16 protein-coding genes are annotated in these 22,353 nt (G+C 73.6%); 7 read left to right on the top strand and 9 right to left on the bottom strand.

From position 1 onward, the window contains the following. Positions 1-323 precede the first annotated feature (323 nt). Together soxR and Pen02_RS10995 are read left to right on the top strand one after the other, a co-directional pair. On the top strand, positions 324-776 hold the full coding sequence (gene soxR, locus Pen02_RS11005) for a redox-sensitive transcriptional activator SoxR (RefSeq protein WP_203865865.1): 453 nt from the start codon (positions 324-326) through the stop codon (positions 774-776). 264 nt (positions 777-1,040) lie between these two features. Further along, positions 1,041-1,247 (top strand): hypothetical protein, encoded by a 207-nt coding sequence (locus Pen02_RS10995; RefSeq protein ID WP_203865863.1) that lies wholly within the window; start codon positions 1,041-1,043, stop codon positions 1,245-1,247. Between the two features lie 10 nt (positions 1,248-1,257). Here Pen02_RS10995 and Pen02_RS10990 read toward each other — a convergent pair whose 3' ends face one another. From Pen02_RS10990 to Pen02_RS10955, 8 genes are all read right to left on the bottom strand, one after another. Beyond that, complete coding sequence (locus Pen02_RS10990) at positions 1,258-4,296, bottom strand: glycoside hydrolase family 38 N-terminal domain-containing protein (RefSeq protein WP_203865862.1); 3,039 nt, start codon at positions 4,294-4,296, stop codon at positions 1,258-1,260. Then, complete coding sequence (locus Pen02_RS10985) at positions 4,293-5,441, bottom strand: Gfo/Idh/MocA family protein (protein WP_203865861.1); 1,149 nt, start codon at positions 5,439-5,441, stop codon at positions 4,293-4,295. The genes Pen02_RS10990 and Pen02_RS10985 overlap by 4 nt, the downstream gene beginning before the upstream one ends. After that, the gene (locus Pen02_RS10980; protein ID WP_203865860.1) at positions 5,438-6,388 is read right to left on the bottom strand and encodes a sugar phosphate isomerase/epimerase family protein; all 951 of its coding nucleotides are present in this window, start codon (positions 6,386-6,388) and stop codon (positions 5,438-5,440) included. The genes Pen02_RS10985 and Pen02_RS10980 overlap by 4 nt, the downstream gene beginning before the upstream one ends. Continuing rightward, positions 6,379-7,611, bottom strand: a complete 1,233-nt coding sequence (locus Pen02_RS10975; RefSeq protein ID WP_203865859.1) for a CehA/McbA family metallohydrolase — start codon at positions 7,609-7,611, stop codon at positions 6,379-6,381. Before Pen02_RS10975 ends, Pen02_RS10980 begins: the two co-directional genes overlap by 10 nt. Positions 7,612-7,677: 66 nt before the next feature. Next, positions 7,678-8,994, bottom strand: a complete 1,317-nt coding sequence (locus Pen02_RS10970) for an ATP-binding cassette domain-containing protein (protein ID WP_203865858.1) — start codon at positions 8,992-8,994, stop codon at positions 7,678-7,680. After that, the gene (locus tag Pen02_RS10965; RefSeq protein WP_203865857.1) at positions 8,994-9,872 is read right to left on the bottom strand and encodes a carbohydrate ABC transporter permease; all 879 of its coding nucleotides are present in this window, start codon (positions 9,870-9,872) and stop codon (positions 8,994-8,996) included. Before Pen02_RS10965 ends, Pen02_RS10970 begins: the two co-directional genes overlap by 1 nt. Beyond that, positions 9,869-10,840, bottom strand: a complete 972-nt coding sequence (locus Pen02_RS10960) for a carbohydrate ABC transporter permease (protein WP_203865856.1) — start codon at positions 10,838-10,840, stop codon at positions 9,869-9,871. The genes Pen02_RS10965 and Pen02_RS10960 overlap by 4 nt, the downstream gene beginning before the upstream one ends. Continuing rightward, a complete protein-coding gene (locus tag Pen02_RS10955; protein WP_203865855.1) occupies positions 10,815-12,248 on the bottom strand; it encodes an extracellular solute-binding protein in 1,434 nt (477 codons plus the stop codon). The genes Pen02_RS10960 and Pen02_RS10955 overlap by 26 nt, the downstream gene beginning before the upstream one ends. Positions 12,249-12,908: 660 nt before the next feature. On the opposite strand from Pen02_RS10955, the gene lanKC reads away from it, so the two are divergent. From lanKC to Pen02_RS10930, 5 genes are all read left to right on the top strand, one after another. Further along, complete coding sequence (gene lanKC, locus Pen02_RS10950; RefSeq protein WP_203865854.1) at positions 12,909-15,701, top strand: class III lanthionine synthetase LanKC; 2,793 nt, start codon at positions 12,909-12,911, stop codon at positions 15,699-15,701. Between the two features lie 18 nt (positions 15,702-15,719). Next, positions 15,720-15,848: a SapB/AmfS family lanthipeptide gene (locus Pen02_RS10945; protein WP_203865853.1), complete on the top strand. Its 129-nt coding sequence runs from the start codon at positions 15,720-15,722 to the stop codon at positions 15,846-15,848. Positions 15,849-15,924: 76 nt separating this feature from the next. After that, positions 15,925-18,045, top strand: a complete 2,121-nt coding sequence (locus Pen02_RS10940; protein ID WP_203865852.1) for an ABC transporter ATP-binding protein — start codon at positions 15,925-15,927, stop codon at positions 18,043-18,045. Beyond that, the gene (locus tag Pen02_RS10935) at positions 18,042-19,874 is read left to right on the top strand and encodes an ATP-binding cassette domain-containing protein (RefSeq protein WP_203865851.1); all 1,833 of its coding nucleotides are present in this window, start codon (positions 18,042-18,044) and stop codon (positions 19,872-19,874) included. The genes Pen02_RS10940 and Pen02_RS10935 overlap by 4 nt, the downstream gene beginning before the upstream one ends. A 10-nt stretch (positions 19,875-19,884) precedes the next feature. Next, positions 19,885-21,363 (top strand): carbamoyltransferase C-terminal domain-containing protein, encoded by a 1,479-nt coding sequence (locus tag Pen02_RS10930; RefSeq protein ID WP_203865850.1) that lies wholly within the window; start codon positions 19,885-19,887, stop codon positions 21,361-21,363. Between the two features lie 257 nt (positions 21,364-21,620). On the opposite strand, the gene Pen02_RS10925 is transcribed toward Pen02_RS10930, so the two are convergent. Further along, a complete protein-coding gene (locus Pen02_RS10925; RefSeq protein ID WP_203865849.1) occupies positions 21,621-22,220 on the bottom strand; it encodes a response regulator transcription factor in 600 nt (199 codons plus the stop codon). Positions 22,221-22,353 lie beyond the last annotated feature (133 nt).

The following is a 22,353-nucleotide window of genomic DNA, read 5'->3' as shown; positions in this document are numbered from 1 at the left end:
CTCGGCACGGCACGGCCGGTCGGCTGCCCGCCGCTCCGGCCCGGATCCCGATGCGGGACCGCCGCCCCAAGGCTCGGACTTAAACAAAGGTTCAAGTCAAGCTAGTCTCGGCCGGGTGGACAGACTTTCCCGGCGCGCAGCCGGACGACCACCGCGCTACCAGCGGACAGCCGGACGACCAGTGCGCTACCGTCCGCCCGCCGCACGACCGCTGCGATACCAACGGGCAGCCGGGCGACCACTGCGCTACCGGCGGGCAGCCGGATGAACGCTCCGCCACCCGGGGGCAGCCGGATGACCACGCTGTGCTGGCGGGCGGAGGGATGACGACGGCGCTCCCCTGGCAGGCGGAGGAGCTCACCATCGGCGAGCTGGCCGAGCGCAGCGGCGTACCGGCGTCGGCACTGCGGTTCTACGAGCGGCAGGGGTTGATCGGCAGTCGGCGCACCTCCGGCAACCAGCGGCGCTACCACCGCAGCACGCTGCGCAAGGTCGCCTTCATCCGGGCGTCGCAGAGCGTCGGCATCCCGCTGTCGGTCATCGGCGAGGTGCTCGGCTTCCTGCCGGAGAACGTCGCGCCGACCCGGGAGTTCTGGCTACGCGCCGCCGAGTGCTGGAACGCGGAACTGAACGGTCGGATAGCCCGGCTGGAACGCATGCGCGACCTGTTCACCGAGTGCGTCGGCTGCGGCTGCCTCTCCTTCGAGCAGTGCGGCCTGGTCAACCCGCAGGACGTGCTCGGCAGCCAGGGCCCGGGGCCGCACCGCCTCCGGTGACACACCCGGCCCCGAGGGTCGGGCGCGGCGCGGAGGTGGGGAACGGCGCGGAGGTGGGGAACGGCGCGGAGGTGGGGAACGGCGCGGAGGTGGGGCACGGGGTTGGCGCTGGCCACGCCGCCGTCGACGGGCCTGGCGTTTGCGCCTGAACGGGCGGTGGGTATCAGTGCGGCAACACCCCGGCGGGCCGGGGCCGGCACCGCTTCACCAGCGGCCGGACACCCCCGCCGGGTCGATCCGCATTCCACCCCCGAGGAGGCTCTCATGCGTTACGGATCGATAGGCGGCGTCATCGTACTGATCTGGCTGATCATCGGCGCGCTGGCGGCCGGGCAGCGCGGCTACTTCGACCGGAGCAACGACAACTGTGCGGAGGTCGGCACCACCATCGTGACGGTGATCGCCGGTCCGCTGAACTACATCGGGCTGAACCCCGAGATCGAATGTGACGTGCCCGAGCCCTCCCGGTGACCTCGGCCCGTCAGCGAGCCGGGACGGTCCGGTCGACGGTGTCGACATCCCCCACCGCGTCCGGGTCGGCGGCCACGTCGAGGTCGCCGGCCGTCTCCGGCTCGTCGGCGGCGAGGTCGAGCTGCACCGTGGCGATCTCCCAGGCCCGCAGCGGAAGCCGTACCGTCCCGTCGACCTCGACCGGCAGCACCGCGCCGGGCCGACCCAACAGGTCGGCCCGGCGCGCGGCGCGGATCGGCCGGCCCGCGCCGAGGACGGCCGCCGTGTCGGTCGGATGTTCCGCCACCACCCGCACCTCGACCCGCCCGTCCCGGTCGCGGACGCTGGTCAGCACCACCCCGGCGCCGGTCACCGAGAGGCCGGTCCGGGCCGGCGGCAGCGGGCCGCCGGCCGGGCCGGTGCCGGCGAAGGTCAGAAACCCGTGCCGGTACGCCTCGGCCGCCTCCGGAACCCCCGCCGTGTGCCACTCGCCCCGGAACGGCAACAGGGCGAACTCGGCACTCCGCTCTCCCCGGCACTGCGCCGACGGTGTCGGCACCTGCGGGCCGGCCGGCTCGTCCCGCATCGAGTTCCGGTTCCGGGACAGCATCCCGACCGACCGCAGCAGGGTCAGCGCCAACTCCCGGCCGCCGTCGACCAGCTCGTACTCGCTGGGCTGGGTGAGCAGCACCGCCAGCGAGCCGCCGACACCACCGGCCGCCACGTAACCGGCCGCCGGATAGGTCGGCAGCGGCACCTCGCCGAAACCGCCCTCGCTGGTCAGCCCGCGCGCGACGACCGCGAACTGCCCCTGCGCGTACGACACGTCGGCCCGGGACGGCAGCGGCAGGTGTGCCCGTACCCGATGGTCCTCCGACCGGTTGTCGAAGCCCACCGTGACCCGGACGAACGGCTCGCCAACCCGCAGTTCCAGCCGGGTCGCCACGGTGACCGACTCGGTACGCACCGACCGGACCCCCGCCGTCACGTCCGCGTCGACCGGCCACCGATAGGTACGCAGCACGTCCAGTACCGCCGTCACCGGCCCCCCGTGCACGATCGCGGTCCGCACCGACTGTGGCTTGTCGACGAGGACGTCCGTTGCCGGCGGCGCGTAGTTGTAGCTGTCCCCCACGTCGCCACCGTCCACGATCCGGCCGAGCCCGCCGACCCGCAGCCCGTCCGGGGTGTGCAGCCCCAGCGTTCCGTCGTCGGCCACCTCCACCCGGAGCAGCCCGTTGTCGAGGACCCGTCCTCGGGCGAGGGCCGGCCGGCGCTCAGGCAGCCCGGCGGATGCCGCAGTGTCGGCCGGCACGGGCCGGGCAGCGGGTGCTGCGGTGTCGGCCGGCACCGGTAGGACGGCGGCTGCGGCGGTGACGGTCGGCACCGGTGGGACGGCGGCTACGACGGTGTCGGCCGGTACCGGCCGGACCGTGGTCCAGCCCAGCGCGGGCACCTCGACCAGGGCGGCGACCGTCGCACGGGGCTCGGCGACGATCCGCACCCGCCAACGCCGTTCCGGCCCGGCCGTCGCCTCGGCCAGCGCGACCCGCACGTCGGCGAGGTCGAACGACTCGTCCCCGTGCCGGGCGACCTGGAAGGTGAGCGTTCCCGGCTGGGCGGTACGGCCGCCGGAGCCGGCCGGGCGGGGCGGCGAGACCGACCAGCTCGTGATGTGCTGCCCGTACAGTTCGACGCCGTGCACCCGGGACAGCACGACGGAGAGGTCGATCTCGTCGTACCAGTCGTCGGCGAGCAGGGTCGGGGCGACCGCGAGCCGCTGGGTGGCGACAGCTCCACCGTCGGCGGTACGCAGCGCCACCGGGGCTCCGGCGGCGGGCAGTGACACGTCCAACCGGACCAGGGCGGTCCGGGGACGCGGCGTCGGGTTGAAGACCGCGTAGCCGTCCCGGGGTACGGCGGCGGCGTGCGCGGCACCGACCAGGTCGTACACCGCCCGGCCGAGTTGTTCCGCCTCGGCGATCCGGGTCGCCACCTGATCGGCCGTCTCGTCGCAGCCGCAGCCGGTCACCGAGTCGTGGCAGCTCGCCTCGATCAGCCGGATCCAGGCCATGTCCAGGAAGCGCTGGGCCGAGCGGTCGTACCAGAGGGTGCGCAGCGGTTCGGCGTACCGCTCGACGCAGCGCTCGGCCCGGCCCATCGCCTGCTTCAGGTGCGCCCGTACCGAGTGGACCCCGGGCAGGATGTTGGCCCGGGCGTGCGAGCGGAGTTCGCCGCGTACCTCCGGCAGGCCGGCGACCCCGGTCGGCTGGTCCGCGAAGTACTCGGTCAGGGTGCCGAGCCGCAGTCGCAGGCCGGTCCGCTCGGCCGCCTCGGCCAGCAGGTCGGGGGTGGCGGCGGCCGGGGCGCCGTGGTCGGCGCCGTACATCGCCAGCATCGGGGACGTGTCGCCGGCCGGCCGCCAGGCGGCGAGCCGCTCCGCCAGGTCGGCGGCGCGCCGGGCCACCAGTGCCGGGTTGTCCACCAGGCCGGCGGCGTTGCCGTAGCCGCCGTACAGGTATTCGGTCCGGATCGTCGTGCCGTCCGGTGCCGTCCAGGCAAAGGCGGAGCTACGCACCCGGTCCGGCACGCCCCGCCAGACGCAGGCGTGCGCCAGCCCGGCACCGGCCAGGATCTGCGGCATCTGGGCGACGTGCCCGAACATGTCGGGCAGGTAGCCGACCGGCATCGCCGCACCGAACCCGGCTGCCCGGCGCAACCCCAGCTCCAGGTTGCGGACGATGTTCTCGCCGGAACAGAGGAACTCGTCCAGCAGGATCTGCCAGGGGCCGACCGCGAGCCGGCCGTCCGCGACCAGGGCGGCGACCTGGTCCCGCCGCTCGGGGCGTACCTCCAGGTAGTCGTCGACGGCGGCGAGTTGGCCGTCCAGGGTGAACCGCTGGCGCGGGTCGCGTTCCATCCGCTCGAAGACCTCGTCGAGCAGCGCGACCAGGCGGAGCCGGAAGCGCTGGAAGGGCTCGTACCACTCCCGGTCCCAGTGGGTGTGCGGCACCACCACGATGCTCGCCGGTACGCCCGCCCCGGCCCGCCCACGTCCGTCCGTCGTCATCCGGTCGCCGCCTCTCCGCCCACCGCCGATCCGGTCAGTGCCCCGAACCGGCGGACCACCTGCTGACTGGTTCCGATGTCGGCCGTGCCGCCGGCCAGCCCGGTCCGCGGCGGTGTGCCGGCGGTGACCATGGCGTGGAAGGCGACAAGTTCCCGCTCGAATCCCGAGCCCGTCTCCTGGTACCCGACCCGGCGCTCGACACCGCCGGTCCCGTCGCGCACGGTCAGCGTGCTCGGCAGGTCGAGCCGGTACGGCGTCGGGAAGACCAGCTCCAACGAGCCGTTGGCGTGGTGCACGGTCACCGTCTCCCGGTAGCCGGGGTAGTCCGGGAGGTGGAGCCAGCGGATGCCGTACCGGCCGCCGGCCAGAAGCCCGCCGCTGACCTCCACCGACGGCTCCTGCCCGGCCGGCGGGTCGGCCGGCCAGAGCGCCACGTGCTCCACGGTGGACGGTGCACCGGTGAGCAGCCGGAGCAGGGACAGGTCGTGCGAGACGCTGTTGATCATGATCTGGTAGAGCGCCCGGACCTGCCGATCCGCCCCGACCGCCCGGAGCAGCAGCTCGTCGGAACGGTCCCGCAGCACCCGCACCCGCTCCGGATCCACGTCGGTCGGCGCGGGTCCCAGCCGCTGCGACGCGAGCTGCGACTCGCCGCTCGGATGCAGCACGGTCACCTCGACGGCGTGCACCGCCCCGGCGCCACCGATCCGGTCCAGCCGGCGGGCGAGTTCGGCCACCGCCGGGTCGTACTGCTTCATGTAGCCGACCATCAGCCCCGCGCCGGTCCCGGCTCCGGCGGCGGCCAGCTCGGCGGCCTCCGCCCGGGTGTAGGCGAGCGGCTTCTCGCAGAACACCGGTACGCCCCGACGCAGCGCCGCCGCCGTCAACTCGCCGTGCGAGCCCGAGGTGAGCAGCAGCAGCGCGTCGAAGCCACCGGCGTCGAGCAGCGCGGCGCCGTCGAGGTACCGGTGCCGCTCCGGTACGCCGTACCGCCGGCCCAGCTCGTGCCCACGCTGTGCCGACAGGTCGGCTACGGCGGCCAGTTCGAAGAGGTCACGACGGCGTTCCAGCACCGGCAGGTGCACCGCCTGGGCGATCACGCCCAGCCCGGCCACCGCCACCCGGAGCCGCTCGCCCCGGCTCACCGCACGCCCAACCCGCGCAGGTACGCCCGGTTGGCCCGCTGCTCGGCCAGCATCCCGGCCACGTCGGCGCGACCGGCCGGAGCGTCCTGCTCCACCACCAGCCAACCCTCGTAGCCGATCTCGCGCAGCGCCGCCAGCACTCCGGCGACGTCCACCCCGCCGGCACCCAGCCGGCAGAAACCGCCGGCCGCCACCACCTCGGTCAGCCCGCCGCCGCTCGACCTGACCCGGCGGTGCGCGGCCATGTCGCCGTCCTTGACGTGCACCTGGCGGATCCGGCCGGCCCAGCGACGTACCGCCGCGACCGGGTCACCGCCGGCCAGCCAGAGGTGCCCGGTGTCCAGGCAGACCGAGACGTCGGTCAGCTCCAGCAGCCGGTCCGCCTCCTCCGCCGTCTCCACGTCGGTGCCGAGGTGGTAGTGGAACACCGGTTCGAGCCCCCGGTCCCGGCACCGGTCCGCCGCCCGCTGCACCCGGCCGGCGAAACCCGGCCAGGCTTGCGCCGGCAGGGCCAGCCCGGGATCGTGCGGCACCCCCGGCCGGGCCATCCGGGCCGGGTCGGCCGAGCAGGCCAGAGTCGGCCGGGGCGCGAACCGGGGATCGTCGACCGGTACGGCGGCGAAGACGTCCAGCGCCGCGTCCAGGCCGGGCAGGTCGGCCGTGAACCCGTCCGGGTCGGCGAACCGGAGGTCCACCCAGCCGCCGGCCAGGCCGAACCCGACCCGGTCCAACCGCCGGGCGAGCCGGTCACCGGTACCGAGAAAGCCGATCGGACCACTGTCGATGCCCCGGTAACCGGCCTCGGCCAGCCCGTCGAGCAGCTCGTCCGGGCCGAGTGGCGCCGCCTCCGGGGCGTAGATGCCGAAACTGACCGGTGCGTTCGCCACCCGTACCGCGTCGTCGAGTCCCGGGGTTACGAGGTCAGGGTCGTCCGCCGTCACGCGCACAGCGCGACCACCTCCGTCCGGTACGACTCCAGCAGGTGCAACCCGTCCGCCGCCGGCAGCAGTACCCGGTCGCCCCGGAGCACCTGCCGAGCCCCGTCGGGGCGGACCAGCACGGTGCCGTCGGCGTCCAGGGCGAGCAACTCGTCGCCGAGCCGGAGCAGCAGCGGCGCGTCCGGCCCGCCCGACACAGCGGTACGCCCCGCCGCCAGCCCGGCCAGCAGTGCCTCGCCCGCGCCACCGGCCGGTACGTCCACCGGCTCGGCCAGCACCCAGGTGGTCGGGGTACCCACGGCCACACCGTCCCCGGGCCGGTGGAAGTCACTGCCACCCACCGGTACGACGTCCGGCCGCCACGCCTGCGCCCAGGCCAGCGGTGCACCCCAGGTCCGATCCCACCACCCCGAGTGCCACACCTCGGCCAGCCGGGGCCGTACCCGCAGCGGCTCCCGCCAGGCGCAGTCGGCGGCGAGCGGATGGTTGATCGAGAGCAGGCCACCGGCCTTCTCCGCCGCCGTCACCCACTCGTCGGCGGGTGCCCGGAAGTCGATCCAGCCGGTCGGGCCGAAGACGTTGGCGTGTCCCCGGTCGGTGGTCACCTCCTGGCCCGGCAGCAGGGTGACGCCGTACCGGGCGCTCGCGGCGGGCAGCTCGGCGTGATGGCTCACCGTGTTGTGGTCGGTGACCGCGAGGAAGTCCAGCCCCTGACCGGCGGCGAGGGCGGCGAGTTCGGGCACGGTGCCGGTACCGTCGCTGTGCACGGTGTGCGCGTGCAGGTCACCGGCGAGCCAGCGCAGCCCCTCCACGGTCGGGACGGCGCGTCGGGGACGGGACTCGGGCCGGGCCGGTACGGCGGCCGGTGCCGGTGGCGCCGGCCGGGCGGTGGTGGTGCCGGCGGTCAACACGAAGTCCAGCCCGTCCGGCGGGATCCGGTGCAGCCGGAGCAGCACCTGCCACTCGCCGGGTTCCAACTCGCCGGGCAGGTAGCCGGGGGTCGCCCAGTCGGCGGCGACGGTGAAGCCGTCCCGGGCACCGCCGGACCAGCCCCGGAACCCGGCCGGGCCCTGGCAGCCGAGGTCCAGCACCCCGACGGTACGCGGATAGTCGAGCCGTACGGTCAGCCCCGCCGTGCCGGGCGGCACCATGACCGGCAGCGGCCGGAGGATGCCGGCCGCCCGGTCGTCGAGGGTCCACCGCCCCCGGTGGGTCGTCACCCGCTCGCCCACTGCGCACCCCGATCCGCTCGTCCGTCCTCCCGGGCCGACGATGGCGCCGACCCGCCCGCCGTACCGCTAGGCCGGCCCGCCCGCCGCGCCGCTGCCCGCCGCACTACCGGCAACCGCGCCGCCGGCCGGAACACTGCCGCCGACCGGGCTGTCCGTGACTGAGCTGCCCGTGACTGAGCTGTCCGTGACCGGGCTGTCCGTGACTGGGCTGTCCGTGACCGGGCTGTCCGTGACTGAGCTGTCCGCTGCCGGCCCGACGGCGTGCGCGGGGTCGGTCGTCGCGCCGGCCGGTTCGGTCGCGTGCAGCAGTTCGCCGTTCCGATAGACCAGTGAGCGGCCGTCGCGGGGCACCGCCCAGCCGGTGCTGCCGATCGCCGGCTCCCGACCCTCCGGGACCACCACCTGGAGCCCGGCACCGGCGGCCCCGTCCGGGCCGGGCAGGTCCAGCGAGACCAGCGAGCTGCTGCCGAGGTTCTCCACCACCACTACCCGACCGGCGAGCGCGCCCGGCACCGGCGCCGGATGCAGGTCGAGATATTCGGGGCGTACCCCGTAGACCACCCGGTCGCCGTCGGCGACCAGGGCCCGGACCGGCGCGGGCAGCGGCAGCCGAGCCCCGGCGACCAGCACCGCGTCGCCGGCCACCTCGGCGTCGAGCAGGTTCATCGGGGTCGAGCCGATGAACCCGGCCACGAAGGTGTTGGCCGGCTGCCGGAACACCTCGACCGGGGTACCGACCTGGCGGATCCGGCCGCTCTCCAGTACCGCGATCCGGTCCGCCAGGGCCAGCGCCTCGGCCTGGTCGTGGGTGACGAAGACACAGGTCACGCCCAGCTCCCGCTGAAGCCGCTTGAGGAAGGTCCGGGCCTCCAGCCGGAGCCGGGCGTCCAGGTTGGAGAGCGGCTCGTCGAGCAGGAACACCTGCGGGTGGCAGGCCATCGCCCGGGCCAGCGCCACCCGCTGCTGCTGGCCGCCGGAGAGCTGCCCGGGGCGCCGGTCGAGCAGCCCGGTCAGGCCCAGCTCGGCGGCGGTCTCGGTGGCCTTGTCGTGCCGGGCCGCCCGGGGCACCTTCTTGATCCGCAGCGGATAGCCGATGTTCTCCTCGACGGTCATGTGCGGAAACAGCGCGTAGTCCTGGAAGACCATCGCCACGTCCCGCCGGCCCGGCTGGAGGTCGGTCACGTCCCGGTCGCCGATCCGCACGGTGCCCTCGGTGGCCACCTCCAGCCCGGCGATGGTACGCAGCAGGGTGGTCTTGCCGCAGCCGGACGGGCCGAGCAGGGCGAAGAACTCGCCGTCGGCGATGGCCAGGTCGAGCGCGTCCAGCGCCCGGACACCGCCGGGATAGACCTTGCCGAGCCGGTGCAGGGTGATGGCGGCCATCAGCGCTTGATCCCTCCGTGGAACCGGAAGCCGTACCGGCTGCTGACGAAGACGAACATGAGCACCACCGGCAGCGAGTAGAGCAGCGAGAAGGTGGAGAGCAACGCCAGGTTCGCCTGGCCGCCCTCGGTGTAGAGGGTGTACATGATCACCGCTGCCGGGGCCTTGTCCGGGTTGCGCAGCAGCAGGAACGGCACCAGGAAGTTGCCCCACACGTTCGCCACGGCCCAGACCGCCACCGTGGCCAGACCGGGCCGGACCATCGGCAGCACGATCTGCCAGACGATCTGCACCGGACTCGCCCCGAAGACCCGGGCCGACTCCTCGTAGGAGGTGGGGGTGCCGTCCATGAAGTCCTTCAGGATGAAGATCGCCGCCGGCAGCAGTCCACCGCTGAGGATCAGGATCACGCCGAGCCGGGAGTCGATCAGGTTCAGCCGGAAGGCCAGTTCGTAGAGCGGCACCATGGTGGCGGTACCGGTGACGATCGAGGAGAGCAGCAGCAGGCCGTAGAGCAGCGCGTCCCGGCCGGGCACCCGGACCCGGCTGAGCGCGTACGCGGCCAGCGCCGCGAACGTCACCACCAGGACCGCCGTACCGCCGGAGAGCAGGATCGAGTTCCACAGCGACCGGAGCGCGTACGGGTTGTCCAGCAGGGCCCGGAAGTTGTCCAGGGTGAACTCGGGCAGCGAGGTGGTGATCGTCGGAGTCCGGTCGAACGGTGCGGTGGCCAGCCAGAGCAGCGGAAGCGCGAAGAAGCCGAGCACCAACGAGACGAAGGTGTAGCGGCCGATCTGCGCCAGCCCTCCCCGCCAACCGATCGTGCTTCCAGGGCCGGCCGTTGCCGGACGGGGCGGCGTCGCCGGGCCGGCCGTCATCGCCGGGCCTCCCGCCGCTGTCCCAGGGTACGCAGGTAGACCAGCGCGATGACCAGGTTGATCAGCAGCATCAGGAAGGAGATCGCGGCGCCGAAGCCGAGTTCCCCGCCGGACAGCGCGATCTTGAAGACGTACACCGGCAGGATCTCGGAGCGCTGCTCCGGGCCGCCCGCCGTGATCAGGAACGGGGTGAAGTCGTTGAACGTCCAGAGGCTGATCAGCAGCAGGTTGGTCAGCACGTGCCCCCGGATGCGCGGGAAGACCACGTCCCGCAACTGCTGCCACGTCGACGCACCGGCCAGCCTGGCCGTCTCCAGATGCGACGGCGGCACGTTCTGCAACGCGGCGCCGTAGAGCATCATCGAGAACGCGGTGCCCCGCCAGGTGTTGAACAGGATCACCGCGAGCATCGGGTGGTCGAGCAGCCAGGCCATCCCGGGCGTGCCGAGCAGCGCGTTGAGGGTGCCGGCGTCCCGGTCCAGCAGCGCGATCCAGAGGAACGCCACCACCGAACTCGGCAGGATCCAGGCCAGCAGGACCAGCGCCTCCACCAGCCGGCGTACCGGCCCGTGCCGGTCCCGTAGCGACCAGGCGATCGCGAAACCCAGCCCGGCCTGGCCGAGCACCGCCGACCCGAAGACGAACTGGAGGGTGAGCCAGAGCGAGGTGCGGAACCGCTCGTCGCCGAGCGCGGCGGTGTAGTTGTCCAGCCCGACGAGCTGCGGGTCGGCGGCGGCCAGCCCGGTCAGCCGGTAGTTGGTGACGCCGAGGTAGATGGTCCAGAGCGCCGGTACCACCAGGAAGAGCACGATCAGCACCAGGCCGGGCAGCACGAACCCACCCGCCAGGGCCCGGCCGAGCCCGGCGGCGTCGGCGCGCCGGGCCAGCGGCGTACCCGGATCGCCCGGAGCCGCCGCCGGCCCGCCGGTCGCGGTCTCCGGCTCAGGAGGTGACGTTGTCCGCGCCACCGACCAGCCCCGCCAGCTTCTTCTGGTAGTCCGCCGCCGCCGCGTCCGGCGCCTTCCCGCCGACCACCGCGGCGGTCGCCTCCTGGATCGCCACCGACACCTGCGGATAGACCGCCAGCGGCGGGCGGGCGGCGGTGATCGGCAGGACCTTGCCGGCCACGAACTTCAGCATCGGGTCGCCGGCCAGCACCTCGTCGTTGACGTCGGTCCGGGCGGTGATCCGGGGTACGTCGCCCAGCTCCGCCTTCACCGCCTCCGCCGAGTGCATGAAGCTGAGCAGCTCGAACGCCTGGATCGGGTACTTCGAGTGCGGGTTGAGCGTCCGCACGCTGCCGCCGGACATGCTGACGAAGTCCTGCCCCCGGATGCCGGCGCCGGGGTTCTTCGCCGGGATCAGCGCGTAGCCGACCGCGCTGTCCCGGTCGGCCATCTTCGCGATGCCGGCCTTCGGCTCGACCACGCTGCGCCAGAAGTAGTCGCCCTCGGCGAGGATGCCGATCTTGCCTTCGGCGAACCGCTGGAACGACTTGTCCCGACCCTTCGCCTCCTGTTGCAGCAGCGGATCACCGAGCCCGCCCGCGTAGACCTTGGCGTAGAAGTCGAGCATGTCCCGGGTGGGCTGGGTCGCGCCGGTCCACTTTCCGGCCGTGTAGACCTCGCCACCGGCGCCGGCCAGCAGCGGCAGCGCGCCCTGCATGCTGGTCGCCTCGCCCATCGCCGTACCGGCGTTGAGCTGGATCGGGGTGACGCCGGGCAGGGCCTTGAGTTTGGCACCGGCGTCGAGGATCTCCTGCCAGCTCCGGGGCTGCCAGTCGGCGGGAAGCCCGGCCTGGGCGAAGAGCTTCCGGTTGTAGTAGAGGACCCGGCCGTCGGTGCCGATCGGGATGGCGTACCGCTTCTCCTCGAAGCGGCCGAGTCCCTGCACCGCCTCCGGGATCTGCGCCCAGCCGTCCCAGGAGTCGGTCTCCGCCCCGGCCACCTCGGACAGTGGGTTGAGGTAGCCGGCCTGGGCGAACTCGCCGACCCAGATGCCGTCGATCGAGATCACGTCGCCGCCGGAGCGGGCCCGCAGGTCCAGCGCCAGCTTGGTCTTGTACTGCTCGTCGTCCACCCCGCTCGGCACGAAGGTGACCTTCGCGGTCACTCCCTTGGCCTTCTGCGCCTCGACGAACCTCGGGATCACCCAGTTCTGGATCCACTCGGCACTGCGGGAGTTCTTGCCCCCGGCGATCGCGTTGTCGGTGATGGTCAGCGTGATGTCCTTCGCGTCCCGGCCGGCGGGCTCCGAGGAGTCTCCGCAGGCGGTGGCCGCCAGCACCACCGCCGCCGCCACGGCGAACGCGCACACCGCGCGGCTGCCCGTCGGTCCGGTCCGCCGACCCCACCAGGGTCCGCGCCGTTCTGACATGTCTGCCTCCCTTCGTCGATGATCGATATCGAAGGAGTCCACCTTTGGCAGAATGTCATGACAGCCTGACGACGTAAATAGATCTCCTCGAAATCCACCGGCAACCTGGGTAACGGGCCTGACCTCGCCGCCAGCGCCGCTCGACCGCACGCTGCGGGCCGCACCGGGCGGTGGGGGGGCGGCGTACTCGCCGCGCGCGAGGAACCACCCGGTCGCCGCCCACCCCTCGGCCACGCAACCAGCGCACGGCGCGATCGGCGCGAGGTGTAGTCGGCGCGAGGCGTGGTCGGCTCTGAACCACGACGATCCGCACCGGAGGTCCGTGCGGAATGGTCGGCGCGAGATGTGGTCGGCGCGCGGGACGGTCGGCGCAAGGCGTGGTCGGCGCGCGGGATAGTCGGCGCAAGATGTGGTCGGCGCGAGGCACGACCGGCGGACGATCCGGAACAGATCCCCGCCAACCAGCATTGATTCGTGCATCCGGATATAGCTATATAGATGATTTTCATTTGCCTGTGGGCCCTGACATTTGTCATAGGTACCCGTGCACGACGCACCTTGGGGGATGACTTAACACACTAGTAACACCTCGGAGCCGACCAGGAGACTCGGATGCATCGATGGAGCACGGTCGCCCAGGGACCACCCGAGGAGCCGACGATGGACGAGAGATACGACGCCTACTGCGCGGTCGATCCGCTGTTCTACGACTCCCTCAGCACCACCGCCGCCACCACCGCCAGCGGGTACGCCGCCGCCGACCGGCCGGTGCCGGACGGCTGGCAGCGGGAGCCGAGCGACGACTGGCTGGTCTACGGTCCCGAGGACGGCACGCTCCCCCAGCAGGGCTGGAAGATCCACGTCTCGGCCTGTCTGGACAACGCCGAGCGCATCCTGGACAGCGTCTTCGACTACTGCGTACCCCGGGGCATGTCGTTCAAGTTCCTCCGTGGTCCGCGAATGCTGCTGATGCGCAACTCGAAGTACGCCCGGCGCGGCTCCAGCGGCAAGTTCGTCACCATCTACCCCCGGGACGAGGCCGAACTCGAACTGGCCTGCAAGGAACTCGCCGAGCGGCTGACCGGCGAGGCGGGGCCGTACATCCTCAGTGATCTGCGCTACGGCGCCGGCCCCGTCTACGTCCGGTACGGCGGCTTCGCCGCCCGGTACTGCGTCAGCGCCGACGGACAGGTGGTACCCGCGATCGAGGACGGCACCGGCACCCTGGTACCGGACCGGCGCGACCCGGTCTTCCACGTACCGGACTGGGTGAGCCTGCCCGAGTTCCTCGGCCCGCACCTCGCCGCCCGCAACGCGACCACCACCACCGACCTGCCGTACCGGATCGAACGGGTGATCCACTTCTCCAACGGCGGCGGCCTCTACGTCGGCCGGGACACCCGCACCGACGCCCAGGTGGTGCTGAAGGAAGCCCGCCCGCACGCCGGGCTGGACGCCACCGGCACGGACGCGATCACCCGGCTGCACCGCGAGGCCGAGATGCTCCGCCGACTCGCCGACGTTCCGGGGATCGCCCGGGTGCACGACGAGTTCGTCCTCGGCGACCACCACTTCCTCGCCCTGGAGTTCGTCGAGGGCCGCGCGCTGAACAAGCTGATCGTCGAGCGGTACCCGCTGGTCGACGCCGACGCCACCCCGGCCCAGAAGGCCGACTACACCGACTGGGCACTGCGGATCCACGCGCAGGTGCAGCGGACCGTCGATGCGATCGCGGCAGACGGCGTCGTCTACGGCGACCTGCACCTGTTCAACATCATGGTCGGCCCGGACGACCGGGTGACGCTTGTCGACTTCGAGGTCGCCGCGCCGGTGGCCGAGGCGAGCCGACCCGCGCTGCGCAACCAGGCATTCGCCGCGCCGCGTGACCGGACCGGCCTCGCCGTCGACCGGTACGCCCTGGCCTGTCTCCGGCTCGCTCTGTTCCTGCCGCTGACCCAGATGGTCCGGCTGGCCCCGGCCAAGGCGGCGCACCTCGCCGACGTGGTCGCCGCGCACTTCCCGGTGCCGCGCGACTTCCTGGACGCGGCCGTCGCCGAGATCACCGGCAGCGCCCACCCAGCCGAGACGACGCCGCAACCGGTGCCCGAGACGACGCCGCATCCGGTGCCCGGCACGGCGCCCTATCCGGTATCCGGCACGGTGGCGCATCCGGTACCCGGGGCCGACGACTTCGCCGCCGACCGGACGGCCTGGCCACGGCTGCGCGACCGGATCGCCGGCGCGATCCTGGCCAGTGCGACGCCGGAGCGCGACGACCGGCTCTTCCCCGGCGACATCGACCAGTTCCGCACCGGCGGCCTGAACCTCGGGTACGGCGCCGCCGGCATCGTGCACGCACTGCACGCCACCGGCGCGGGCCGGTTCCCGGAGTACGAGGACTGGCTGGTCAAGCGGGCCCTGCACCCGGAGTCCGGTACCCGGTGCGGCTTCTACGACGGACTGCACGGGGTGGCATACGCCCTGGAGCACCTCGGCCGGCGGCAGGACGCGCTCGACGTACTCGACATCTGCCTCGGAGAGCCCTGGGAAGAACTCGGCGAGGACCTGGTGAGTGGGCTCTCCGGCATAGCGCTCAACCTCGCCGAGATGGCCGGCCGGACCGGTGAACCGACGTTACGGCAGGCTGCCTGGCGCGCCGCCGAACTGGTCACCGACCGGCTGACCGACGGCGCCGGTGCGCCGGCCGGAGGCGATACCGCCGGCAGCACCGGCGCCGGGGCGCAGATCAGCGGCGGGCAGCACCCGTACGCGGGACTGACCCGGGGGCGTACCGGTCCGGCCCTGATGTTCCTCCGGCTCTACGAGCTGACCGGCGACACCGGGCTGCTGGACCGGGCCGGCGACGCGCTGCGGCACGACCTGCGCCGGTGCGTACTGCGGCCGGACGGGGCGCTGGAGGTCAACGAGGGCTGGCGCACCATGCCCTACCTGGCGCACGGCAGCGTCGGCATCGGTTTGGTACTCGACCAGTACCTCCGGCACCGGCCGGACCCGGAACTCGCCGAGTCGGCGGGTGCGGTCCGGCGGGCCGCCCGAGCGCCGTTCTACGCACAGTCCGGACTCTTCGCCGGTCGGGCCGGCATCATCGCCTACCTGGCCGCCAGGTCGGCCGGCGGCAGTGGTCGGACCGGCACGGAGACGGTCGTCCAAGCCGAGGGCGAGGCGGCGGAGCGGGACGACGACCGCGCCGAACTGGACCGCCAGGTGGCACGGCTGGCCTGGCACGCGCTGCCGTACCAGGGCTTCCTCGCCTTCCCCGGCGAGCAACTGCTGCGGCTGTCCATGGACCTGGCCACCGGAAGCGCGGGCGTGCTGCTCGCCACCGGGACGGCCCGGCACGACGAGCCGGTGACGCTGCCCTTCCTCGCGCCGCTGACCGGCGCGACCAGACTCCCCTCGCTGCCGCGAGGGGCACATCGGACCGAACAGTAAGGAGGAGGTGAAACAACCATGGCGCTTCTGGACCTTCAGGGGATGGAGCTTGCCGACCGCACCGGTGGGGGCGGCGGTGGCGGCGGTAGCCGCGCGAGCCTGCTGCTGTGCGGCGACAGCTCGCTGTCCGTGACGACCTGCGACTGATCAGGTCAGCATCGGGGCCCTGGGTGGGCAGACGTCCCCACCCAGGGCAACCCGTGTCGACAGGAGGGTGGAACGCGTGGCCGCCGACGGGAACCGGCTGCTCCGGCAGGCGATCACGTACGGCGGCGGCTGGACCGTCGCCCTCGGCGCCGCCGCACTACTCGGTGCGGCGGCCGAACTGTTGTTGCCGGCCGCCCTGGGACTGGCCGTGGACGCCGCACTCGGCGACGCGGACCCGTGGTGGCCGCTCGCCGCCTGCGGGCTGGTGGTGCTGATCGTCGCCACCGACACGCTGAGCAGCCTGGCCAGCGGTGCCGGCACCGCCCGGACCACCGCCCGAATCCGGCACCGGCTGCTGCGCCACCTGCTCGCGCTCGACCCGCGCCGCGCCGCCCGCCATCCGGTGGGCGACCTGGTCGGCCGGCTCGTCGGGCAGGCCGCCGACGCCGGCCAGGCCGGCAGCACCGTGGTACTCGGGCTGGCCGCCGCGCTGCCCCCGCTGGGCAGCGTGGTGGCGCTGCTGCTGCTCGACTGGCGGCTCGCCGTCACCTTCGGCGCCGGACTGCTGCTGCTCGCCGTCGGCCTGCGCGCCTTCGTCGGCGACGCCTCCGCCGCCGCGGCCGGCTATCTCGGCGTACAGGGGCGAATCGCCGGGCGGCTGGCCGAAGCGTTGCACGGGGCCCGGACCATCGCCGCCGCCGGTACCGTCCGGGCCGAGATCGACCGGGTACTCGCACCGCTGCCGCTGCTGCGCACGCACGGCGACCGCACCTGGACCGCGCTGGCCCGGGCGTCCGGCCGGACCGCCGCGATCGCCCCGCTGCTGCAACTGACGATCGTCGCGGTCGGCGGCTGGTCGGTGGCGGATGGCCGGCTCACCCCGGGACAGCTCTTCGCCGCCGTGCAGTACGCCGCGCTCGGTGCCGGGCTGGGCAGCGTCGTCGCCACCCTGAACCGGCTGGTCCGGACCCGGGCCGGGGCGGAACGCGTCGCCGCCGTACTGGCCGAACCGGTCCGGTCGTACGGGCCGGCGTCGCTGCCGGTCGGCCCCGGCCGGCTCGTACTCGCCGGGGTGACCGTGTACGCCGACGACGGGCGACCGGTGCTGGACGCAATCGACCTGCGGGTACCCCCCGCTGCCACGGTCGCCGTCGTCGGCCCGTCCGGCGCCGGCAAGTCGACCCTGGCCGCCGTCGCCGGCCGGCTGCGGGACCCGGACGCCGGAGAGGTACTGCTGGACGGGGTTCCGCTGCGCCGGCTGAGCCGGTCCGCGCTGCGGCACGCCGTCGGCTACGGCTTCGAGCGTCCGGTGCTGATCGGCGACACGATCGCCGAGGCGGTCGCGCTCGCCGCCGTCGCCGACACGGTCGCGCTGGACACCGTCTCCGCCGCACTCCCACCGGGCTCCGCCACCGACCCCGTCGCGCTGGACACCGTCTCCGACCCGGTCGGGCTGGAGACCGTCGCCGCCACACTCACGCCAGTCTCCGCCAACAACGCCGACGCGCGGCCCGGCCCGGCCACGCCAGGCTTCGCCAGCGTCGCCGACGCGCGGCCGGACGCCGACGCGCCGGACTCCGCTGCCGGCACGGCCGCGCCGGGCCTCGGCGCCGACGGGCGACTCGACGCCGGCCGGCTCGTCGGGCTGGCCCGGGCCGCCGCGATCGACGAGTTCGTCGAGCGGTTGCCGGACGGCTACCACAGTCGGCTGGACGCGACACCGATGTCCGGTGGCGAGGCGCAGCGGCTGGGGCTGGCCCGGGCGCTGCCCGCCAGTCGGCTGCTGATCCTGGACGACGCCACGTCCAGCCTGGACACCGCCACCGAGCACCGGATCGCGGTGGCGGTCGCCGCGCACCCGGATCGGCGTACCCGACTGGTGGTGACCCACCGGATGGCCACCGCCGCCGGCGCCGACCTGGTCGCCTGGCTGGACGGCGGCCGGCTGCGCGGAGTCGGCGCGCACCGGGAACTCTGGCGGGACCCGGAGTACCGGGCGGTCTTCTCCGCGTCGATCCCGCCCCAGCCGGAGCCGACGGACAAGTCGGCGGCGAAGTCGACGGCAAGGTTTATGGACGAACCGCCGGACAAATCGGTGGACGGGTCAGCGGACGGGTCAGCGGACGGGTCAGCGGGGGAACCCGTCGACGAGCCGACGGGGGAACCCGCGGCCGAGCCGGTCGAGGCGCTGCGGTGAGTGCCGTCGTCCGGTACACCGCCGCCGCGCTGCGCCGCCGGGCCCGCCCGCTCGGCCGGCTCGCCGGCTGGTCGGCGGCCGAGGCGCTGCCCGCACTGCTCGCCGGCTACCTCACCGCCCGGGCCGTGGACGACGGCTTCCTGGCCGACCGGCCGGGCACCGGGCTGGCCTGGCTGGGCGTACTGGCCGTCGCGGTCGGGATCGGCGCGGTCGGCACCGCCCGGGCGTACGCCTGCCTCGGCGACGTCGTCGAGCCGTTCCGCGACGAGTTGGCGCGACGTGTCGTCTCCGGTGCACTGAGCCGGTCGACCGCTGCCGGGGCCCGGCCGGAGAGCACGGCGGTGGCCCGGCTGACCCATCAGGTGGAGATCGTCCGGGACACCTTCGCCGGGCTGGTGATGGTGGTCCGGGGATTCCTGTTCACCGCCGGGGCGGCACTGTTGGGGCTCGTCTCGCTGACTCCGGTGGTGGCCGGGGTGGTCGCCGTACCGCTGGTCGCCGGGCTGGTCCTGTTCGCCGTCGCGCTGCCGGCGATGGTCGCCCGGCAGCGCGACTACGTACGCGCCGACGAACGGCTCGGCGAGGCGGCCGGCGGCGCGTTGACCGGGCACCGGGACGTGGTGGCCTGTGGTGCGCAGGAGATCGTCGCCGACCGGGTGGGTCGGCAGGTGGACCGGCAGGCACGGGCCGAACGGGCGCTGGCCCGGATGGCCGCGCTGCGCAGCCTCAGCCTGGCGGTCGGCGGCTGGCTGCCGCTGGCCGTACTCCTGCTGGCCGCGCCGTGGCTGGTCCGGCGCGGCCTGACCGCCGGTGCGGTGCTCGGCGCCCTGGTCTACGTCGCCACCGGGCTCCAGCCGGCATTGCACGCGCTGGTGCAGGGCGTGGCCGGCGGTGGCCTCCGGTTCGCCGTCACCCTGGACCGGATCCTCACTGCCACCACACTCCCGCCGCGCGAATCCACCGCCAGGGCGGGCGCTCCGGGGGACGGACCGGCTCCGGCGGGGACGTCCGGGTGCGGGCCGCCGGGGTCGACGACCGGGGCGGCCGGCTGCCCGCTGGCCGAGCTGCGCGGCGTGACCTTCCGGTACGGCCCACAGGCTCGCCCGGTGCTCGACGACTTCGACCTCACGCTGTCCGAGGGGGCACATCTGGCGGTGGTCGGGCCGAGCGGTGCCGGCAAGTCCACCCTGACCGGACTGCTGGCCGGACTGCTCCCGCCGCAGGCCGGTACCGTGCTGCTCGGCGGCGTACCGGCCGGCGGCGCGGACCCGGCGGCCCTGGCCCGGCACCGGGTGCTGATCCCGCAGGAGGCGTACGTCTTCGCCGGCACACTGCTGGAGAACCTGCGCTATCTCCGGCCGGCCGCGCCGCCGGACGAGGTCGACGCGGCGGTACACCGGCTCGGCCTGGCACCGCTGGTACGTCGGCTCGGCGGTCTGACGGCGACCGTGCACCCCCCGTCGCTCTCCGCCGGTGAACGGCAACTCGTGGCGGCGGTACGCGCCCACCTCTCCTCCGCGCGGCTGGCGATCCTGGACGAGGCGACCTGCCATCTGGACCCGGTGGCCGAGGCGACGGTCGAGGACGCCTTCGCCTCCCGGCCGGGCGCGCTGGTGGTGGTCGCCCACCGGATCAGCTCGGCGCTGCGCGCCCGCGAGGTCCTGATCCTCGACGGCGGTTGCCCGCTGCGGGGACCGCACGACGAGTTGCTGGCCCGGTCGGCGACCTACCGGGAGTTGGTCGGGCACTGGCGCGGGCCGCAGGACCGGACGCATCGGACCGACGCAACAGGCGGTGGACCCGTTCCCGCCGAGGCGGCCAATAGATAGAGTGGCCTCGATGGCAGCCACGCACGTTCTCGGGCTCAGCGCGCTGTCGCACGACGCGGCGGCCTGTGTCGTCCGGGGCGACGAGATCCTCTTCGCCGGTCACGCGGAGCGCTACTCACGCCGCAAGAACGACCCCGAGTTGACCCCCGGGCTGCTCGCCGAGGCCCTCGCCTGGGGCCGCCCGGACCTGATCGCCTGGTACGAGCGTCCGCTGCGGAAGAAGCTCCGACACGTACGGGCCGGGCAGTTCCGGCACGCGGTGGCAGTCGACGACCTGCCCCGCCGGTACCTGTCCCGGCTCGGCCTGCCGGAGCTGCGCGGAGTGCCGATCCGGTACGTGGGACACCATCACTCGCACGCGGCGGCCGGACACTTCACCAGCGGGGAGCGGCACGCCGCCGTACTCACCGCCGACGCGATCGGGGAGTTCGAGACGCTGACCCTCGGCGAATACCGGGACGGCGCCTACCGGGTGCTCGCCCGCTGCCGCTATCCGCACAGCCTCGGGCTGCTCTACAGCGCCTTCACCCGGCGCTGCGGCTTCACCCCGAACGAGGAGGAGTTCATCGTGATGGGACTGGCCGCGCTCGGCCGGCCCCGGTACGTCGAGCAGCTCAAGGCGGACCTGGTCGAACTCACCCCACCCACCTTCCGTCTCCGCCGCAACGTGCACCGGGGCATCGGGGACTGGCAGCCCCGGGCCGATCCGGCGGACCTGGCGGCGAGCATCCAGGCGGTGACCGAGGAGATACTGCTCGGGGCGGCGCGCTGGCTGCGTACCAGGGTCGACGCGGCGACGCTGACCGTGATGGGTGGACTGGGCCTCAACTGCGTCGCCAACGAACTGCTGGCCCGGCGGAGCGGCTTCGACCGGGTGACCCTGCTGCCGAACCCCGGGGACGCCGGGTCGAGCCTCGGCGCGGCGGCAGCGGTCCTAGGTCACCAGCTCAACTGGACCGGACCATACCTCGGCACCCTGATCGACGGCGGGTACCCGGTCGCGGAGTTGGCCGGGGCGCTGGCCTCGGCGGGCGTGGTGGGGGTGGCCCGGGGCCGCGCCGAGTTCGGTCCCCGGGCGCTGGGCAACCGCTCGCTGTTGGCCGACCCGCGCGGCCCGGACAGCCGGGACCGGGTCAACCGGGTGAAGGGGCGGGAGCCGTTCCGGCCGTTCGCCCCCGTGGTCCGCCAGGAGGTCGCCGCACGGTACTTCGACATGCCGGTCGGCGCGTCGCCGTACATGCAGTTCACCGCCCGGTGCCGCGATCCGCTGGCGTTTCCCGGGATCGTGCACGTGGACGGCACGTCCCGGGTGCAGACCGTGACCCGCAAGCAGCATCCGGGGCTGTACGACCTGCTCGGCGAGTACGAGCGGCGGACCGGCTGCCCGATCCTGCTGAACACCAGTCTCAACCTCAAGGGCGAGCCGTTGGTCAACGACGCGACGGACGCCCGCCGGTTCAGCGACCGGACGGGTGTGCCGGTGCTGTAGCCGGGCGGCCGTGATCGTGCTGTAGATCCGGGCGGCGTGCTCGTGCCGTGGCCGGATCGGCGTGGTCGTGCGGTTGCCGGGGGCGAGTTCGGTCAGTTCGGCGTGGACGGTGGGTGGTAGACCCCGTGCCATCAAGGCGTTCGTCCCGGCCCGGACACCGCGCCAGGGCTGACCAGGCGACCACCCCGGGCGGGCCGGCCGGTGACGCTCCGGCCCGCCGCCGGCCTACCCGGAACCGAGGTGGACCCGCCGCGCGGTCAGATCCACCCCCGCTCCCGGGCGATCCGGATCGCCTCGATCCGGGTGCGGGCGCCGGTCTTGCCGACGATCCGCGACAGATGGTTACGTACGGTGCCTGCGGAGAGGGAGAGCTTGCTGGCGATCTCCACCACCGGCCATCCCTCGGCGGCGATCTCCAGCACCTCCACCTCCCGTTCGGTGAGCGGATGATCCCGACTGAGCGCCGCGACCACCAGGTCCGCGTCCACCACCGAACCACCGCAGGCGAGCCTGCGGACCGCCTCGATCACCCGTTCCGGTGCGACGTCGCTGCCGAGGAACCCGAGGCGCTGGCAGTGCAGCCGCAGCGCGTTCCCGAGCACCCTCGGCCGGCGTGGGTCCACCAGTACCAGTACCGGAGGTGGTTCGGACGGCGCGATCCCGTTGGCGAGTGCCCCCGCCCCGAAGAACTTGACGTCCGCGACAGCCACGTCCGGACGCTGCATCCGCATCGCCGCGCCGATGTCCTCGGCCCGGTCGACCTCCGCGACGACCTCGATATCCTCCTGAGTGGTCAACACGAAGGCCAGGGCGCCACGGATGAGAGCGCCGTTCAGCGCGAGCAGCGTTCGGATCACGTTCCCCCCTGCAACTTGTCATCGCTAGATCACCCCGCGTGAACATTCAAACACGAGTGCGTCCGGCACGCCCGCCGAAGCGACCGGGGCCGGCGGTGCGGGTCGGGCATCGGCGACGCCCGCCCGGCCCAGG

Source organism: Plantactinospora endophytica (genome assembly GCF_016862915.1).
GTDB lineage: Bacteria > Actinomycetota > Actinomycetes > Mycobacteriales > Micromonosporaceae > Plantactinospora > Plantactinospora endophytica.
The sequence above is the reverse complement of the archived record's forward strand: the minus strand, read 5'-3'. Positions and strand labels throughout refer to the sequence as shown.

Bases quoted from the DNA above. Each gene is read 5' to 3' on its own strand.
- Pen02_RS10970 (WP_203865858.1), bottom strand. From the start codon at position 8,994: ATGGCCGCCATCACCCTGCACCGGCTCGGCAAGGTCTATCCCGGCGGT.
- Pen02_RS10955 (WP_203865855.1), bottom strand. From the start codon at position 12,248: ATGTCAGAACGGCGCGGACCCTGGTGGGGTCGGCGGACCGGACCGACG.
- Pen02_RS10990 (WP_203865862.1), bottom strand. From the start codon at position 4,296: ATGACGACGGACGGACGTGGGCGGGCCGGGGCGGGCGTACCGGCGAGC.
- lanKC (WP_203865854.1), top strand. From the start codon at position 12,909: ATGGACGAGAGATACGACGCCTACTGCGCGGTCGATCCGCTGTTCTAC.
- Pen02_RS10995 (WP_203865863.1), top strand. From the start codon at position 1,041: ATGCGTTACGGATCGATAGGCGGCGTCATCGTACTGATCTGGCTGATC.
- Pen02_RS10945 (WP_203865853.1), top strand. From the start codon at position 15,720: ATGGCGCTTCTGGACCTTCAGGGGATGGAGCTTGCCGACCGCACCGGT.
- Pen02_RS10930 (WP_203865850.1), top strand. From the start codon at position 19,885: ATGGCAGCCACGCACGTTCTCGGGCTCAGCGCGCTGTCGCACGACGCG.
- soxR (WP_203865865.1), top strand. From the start codon at position 324: ATGACGACGGCGCTCCCCTGGCAGGCGGAGGAGCTCACCATCGGCGAG.
- Pen02_RS10965 (WP_203865857.1), bottom strand. From the start codon at position 9,872: ATGACGGCCGGCCCGGCGACGCCGCCCCGTCCGGCAACGGCCGGCCCT.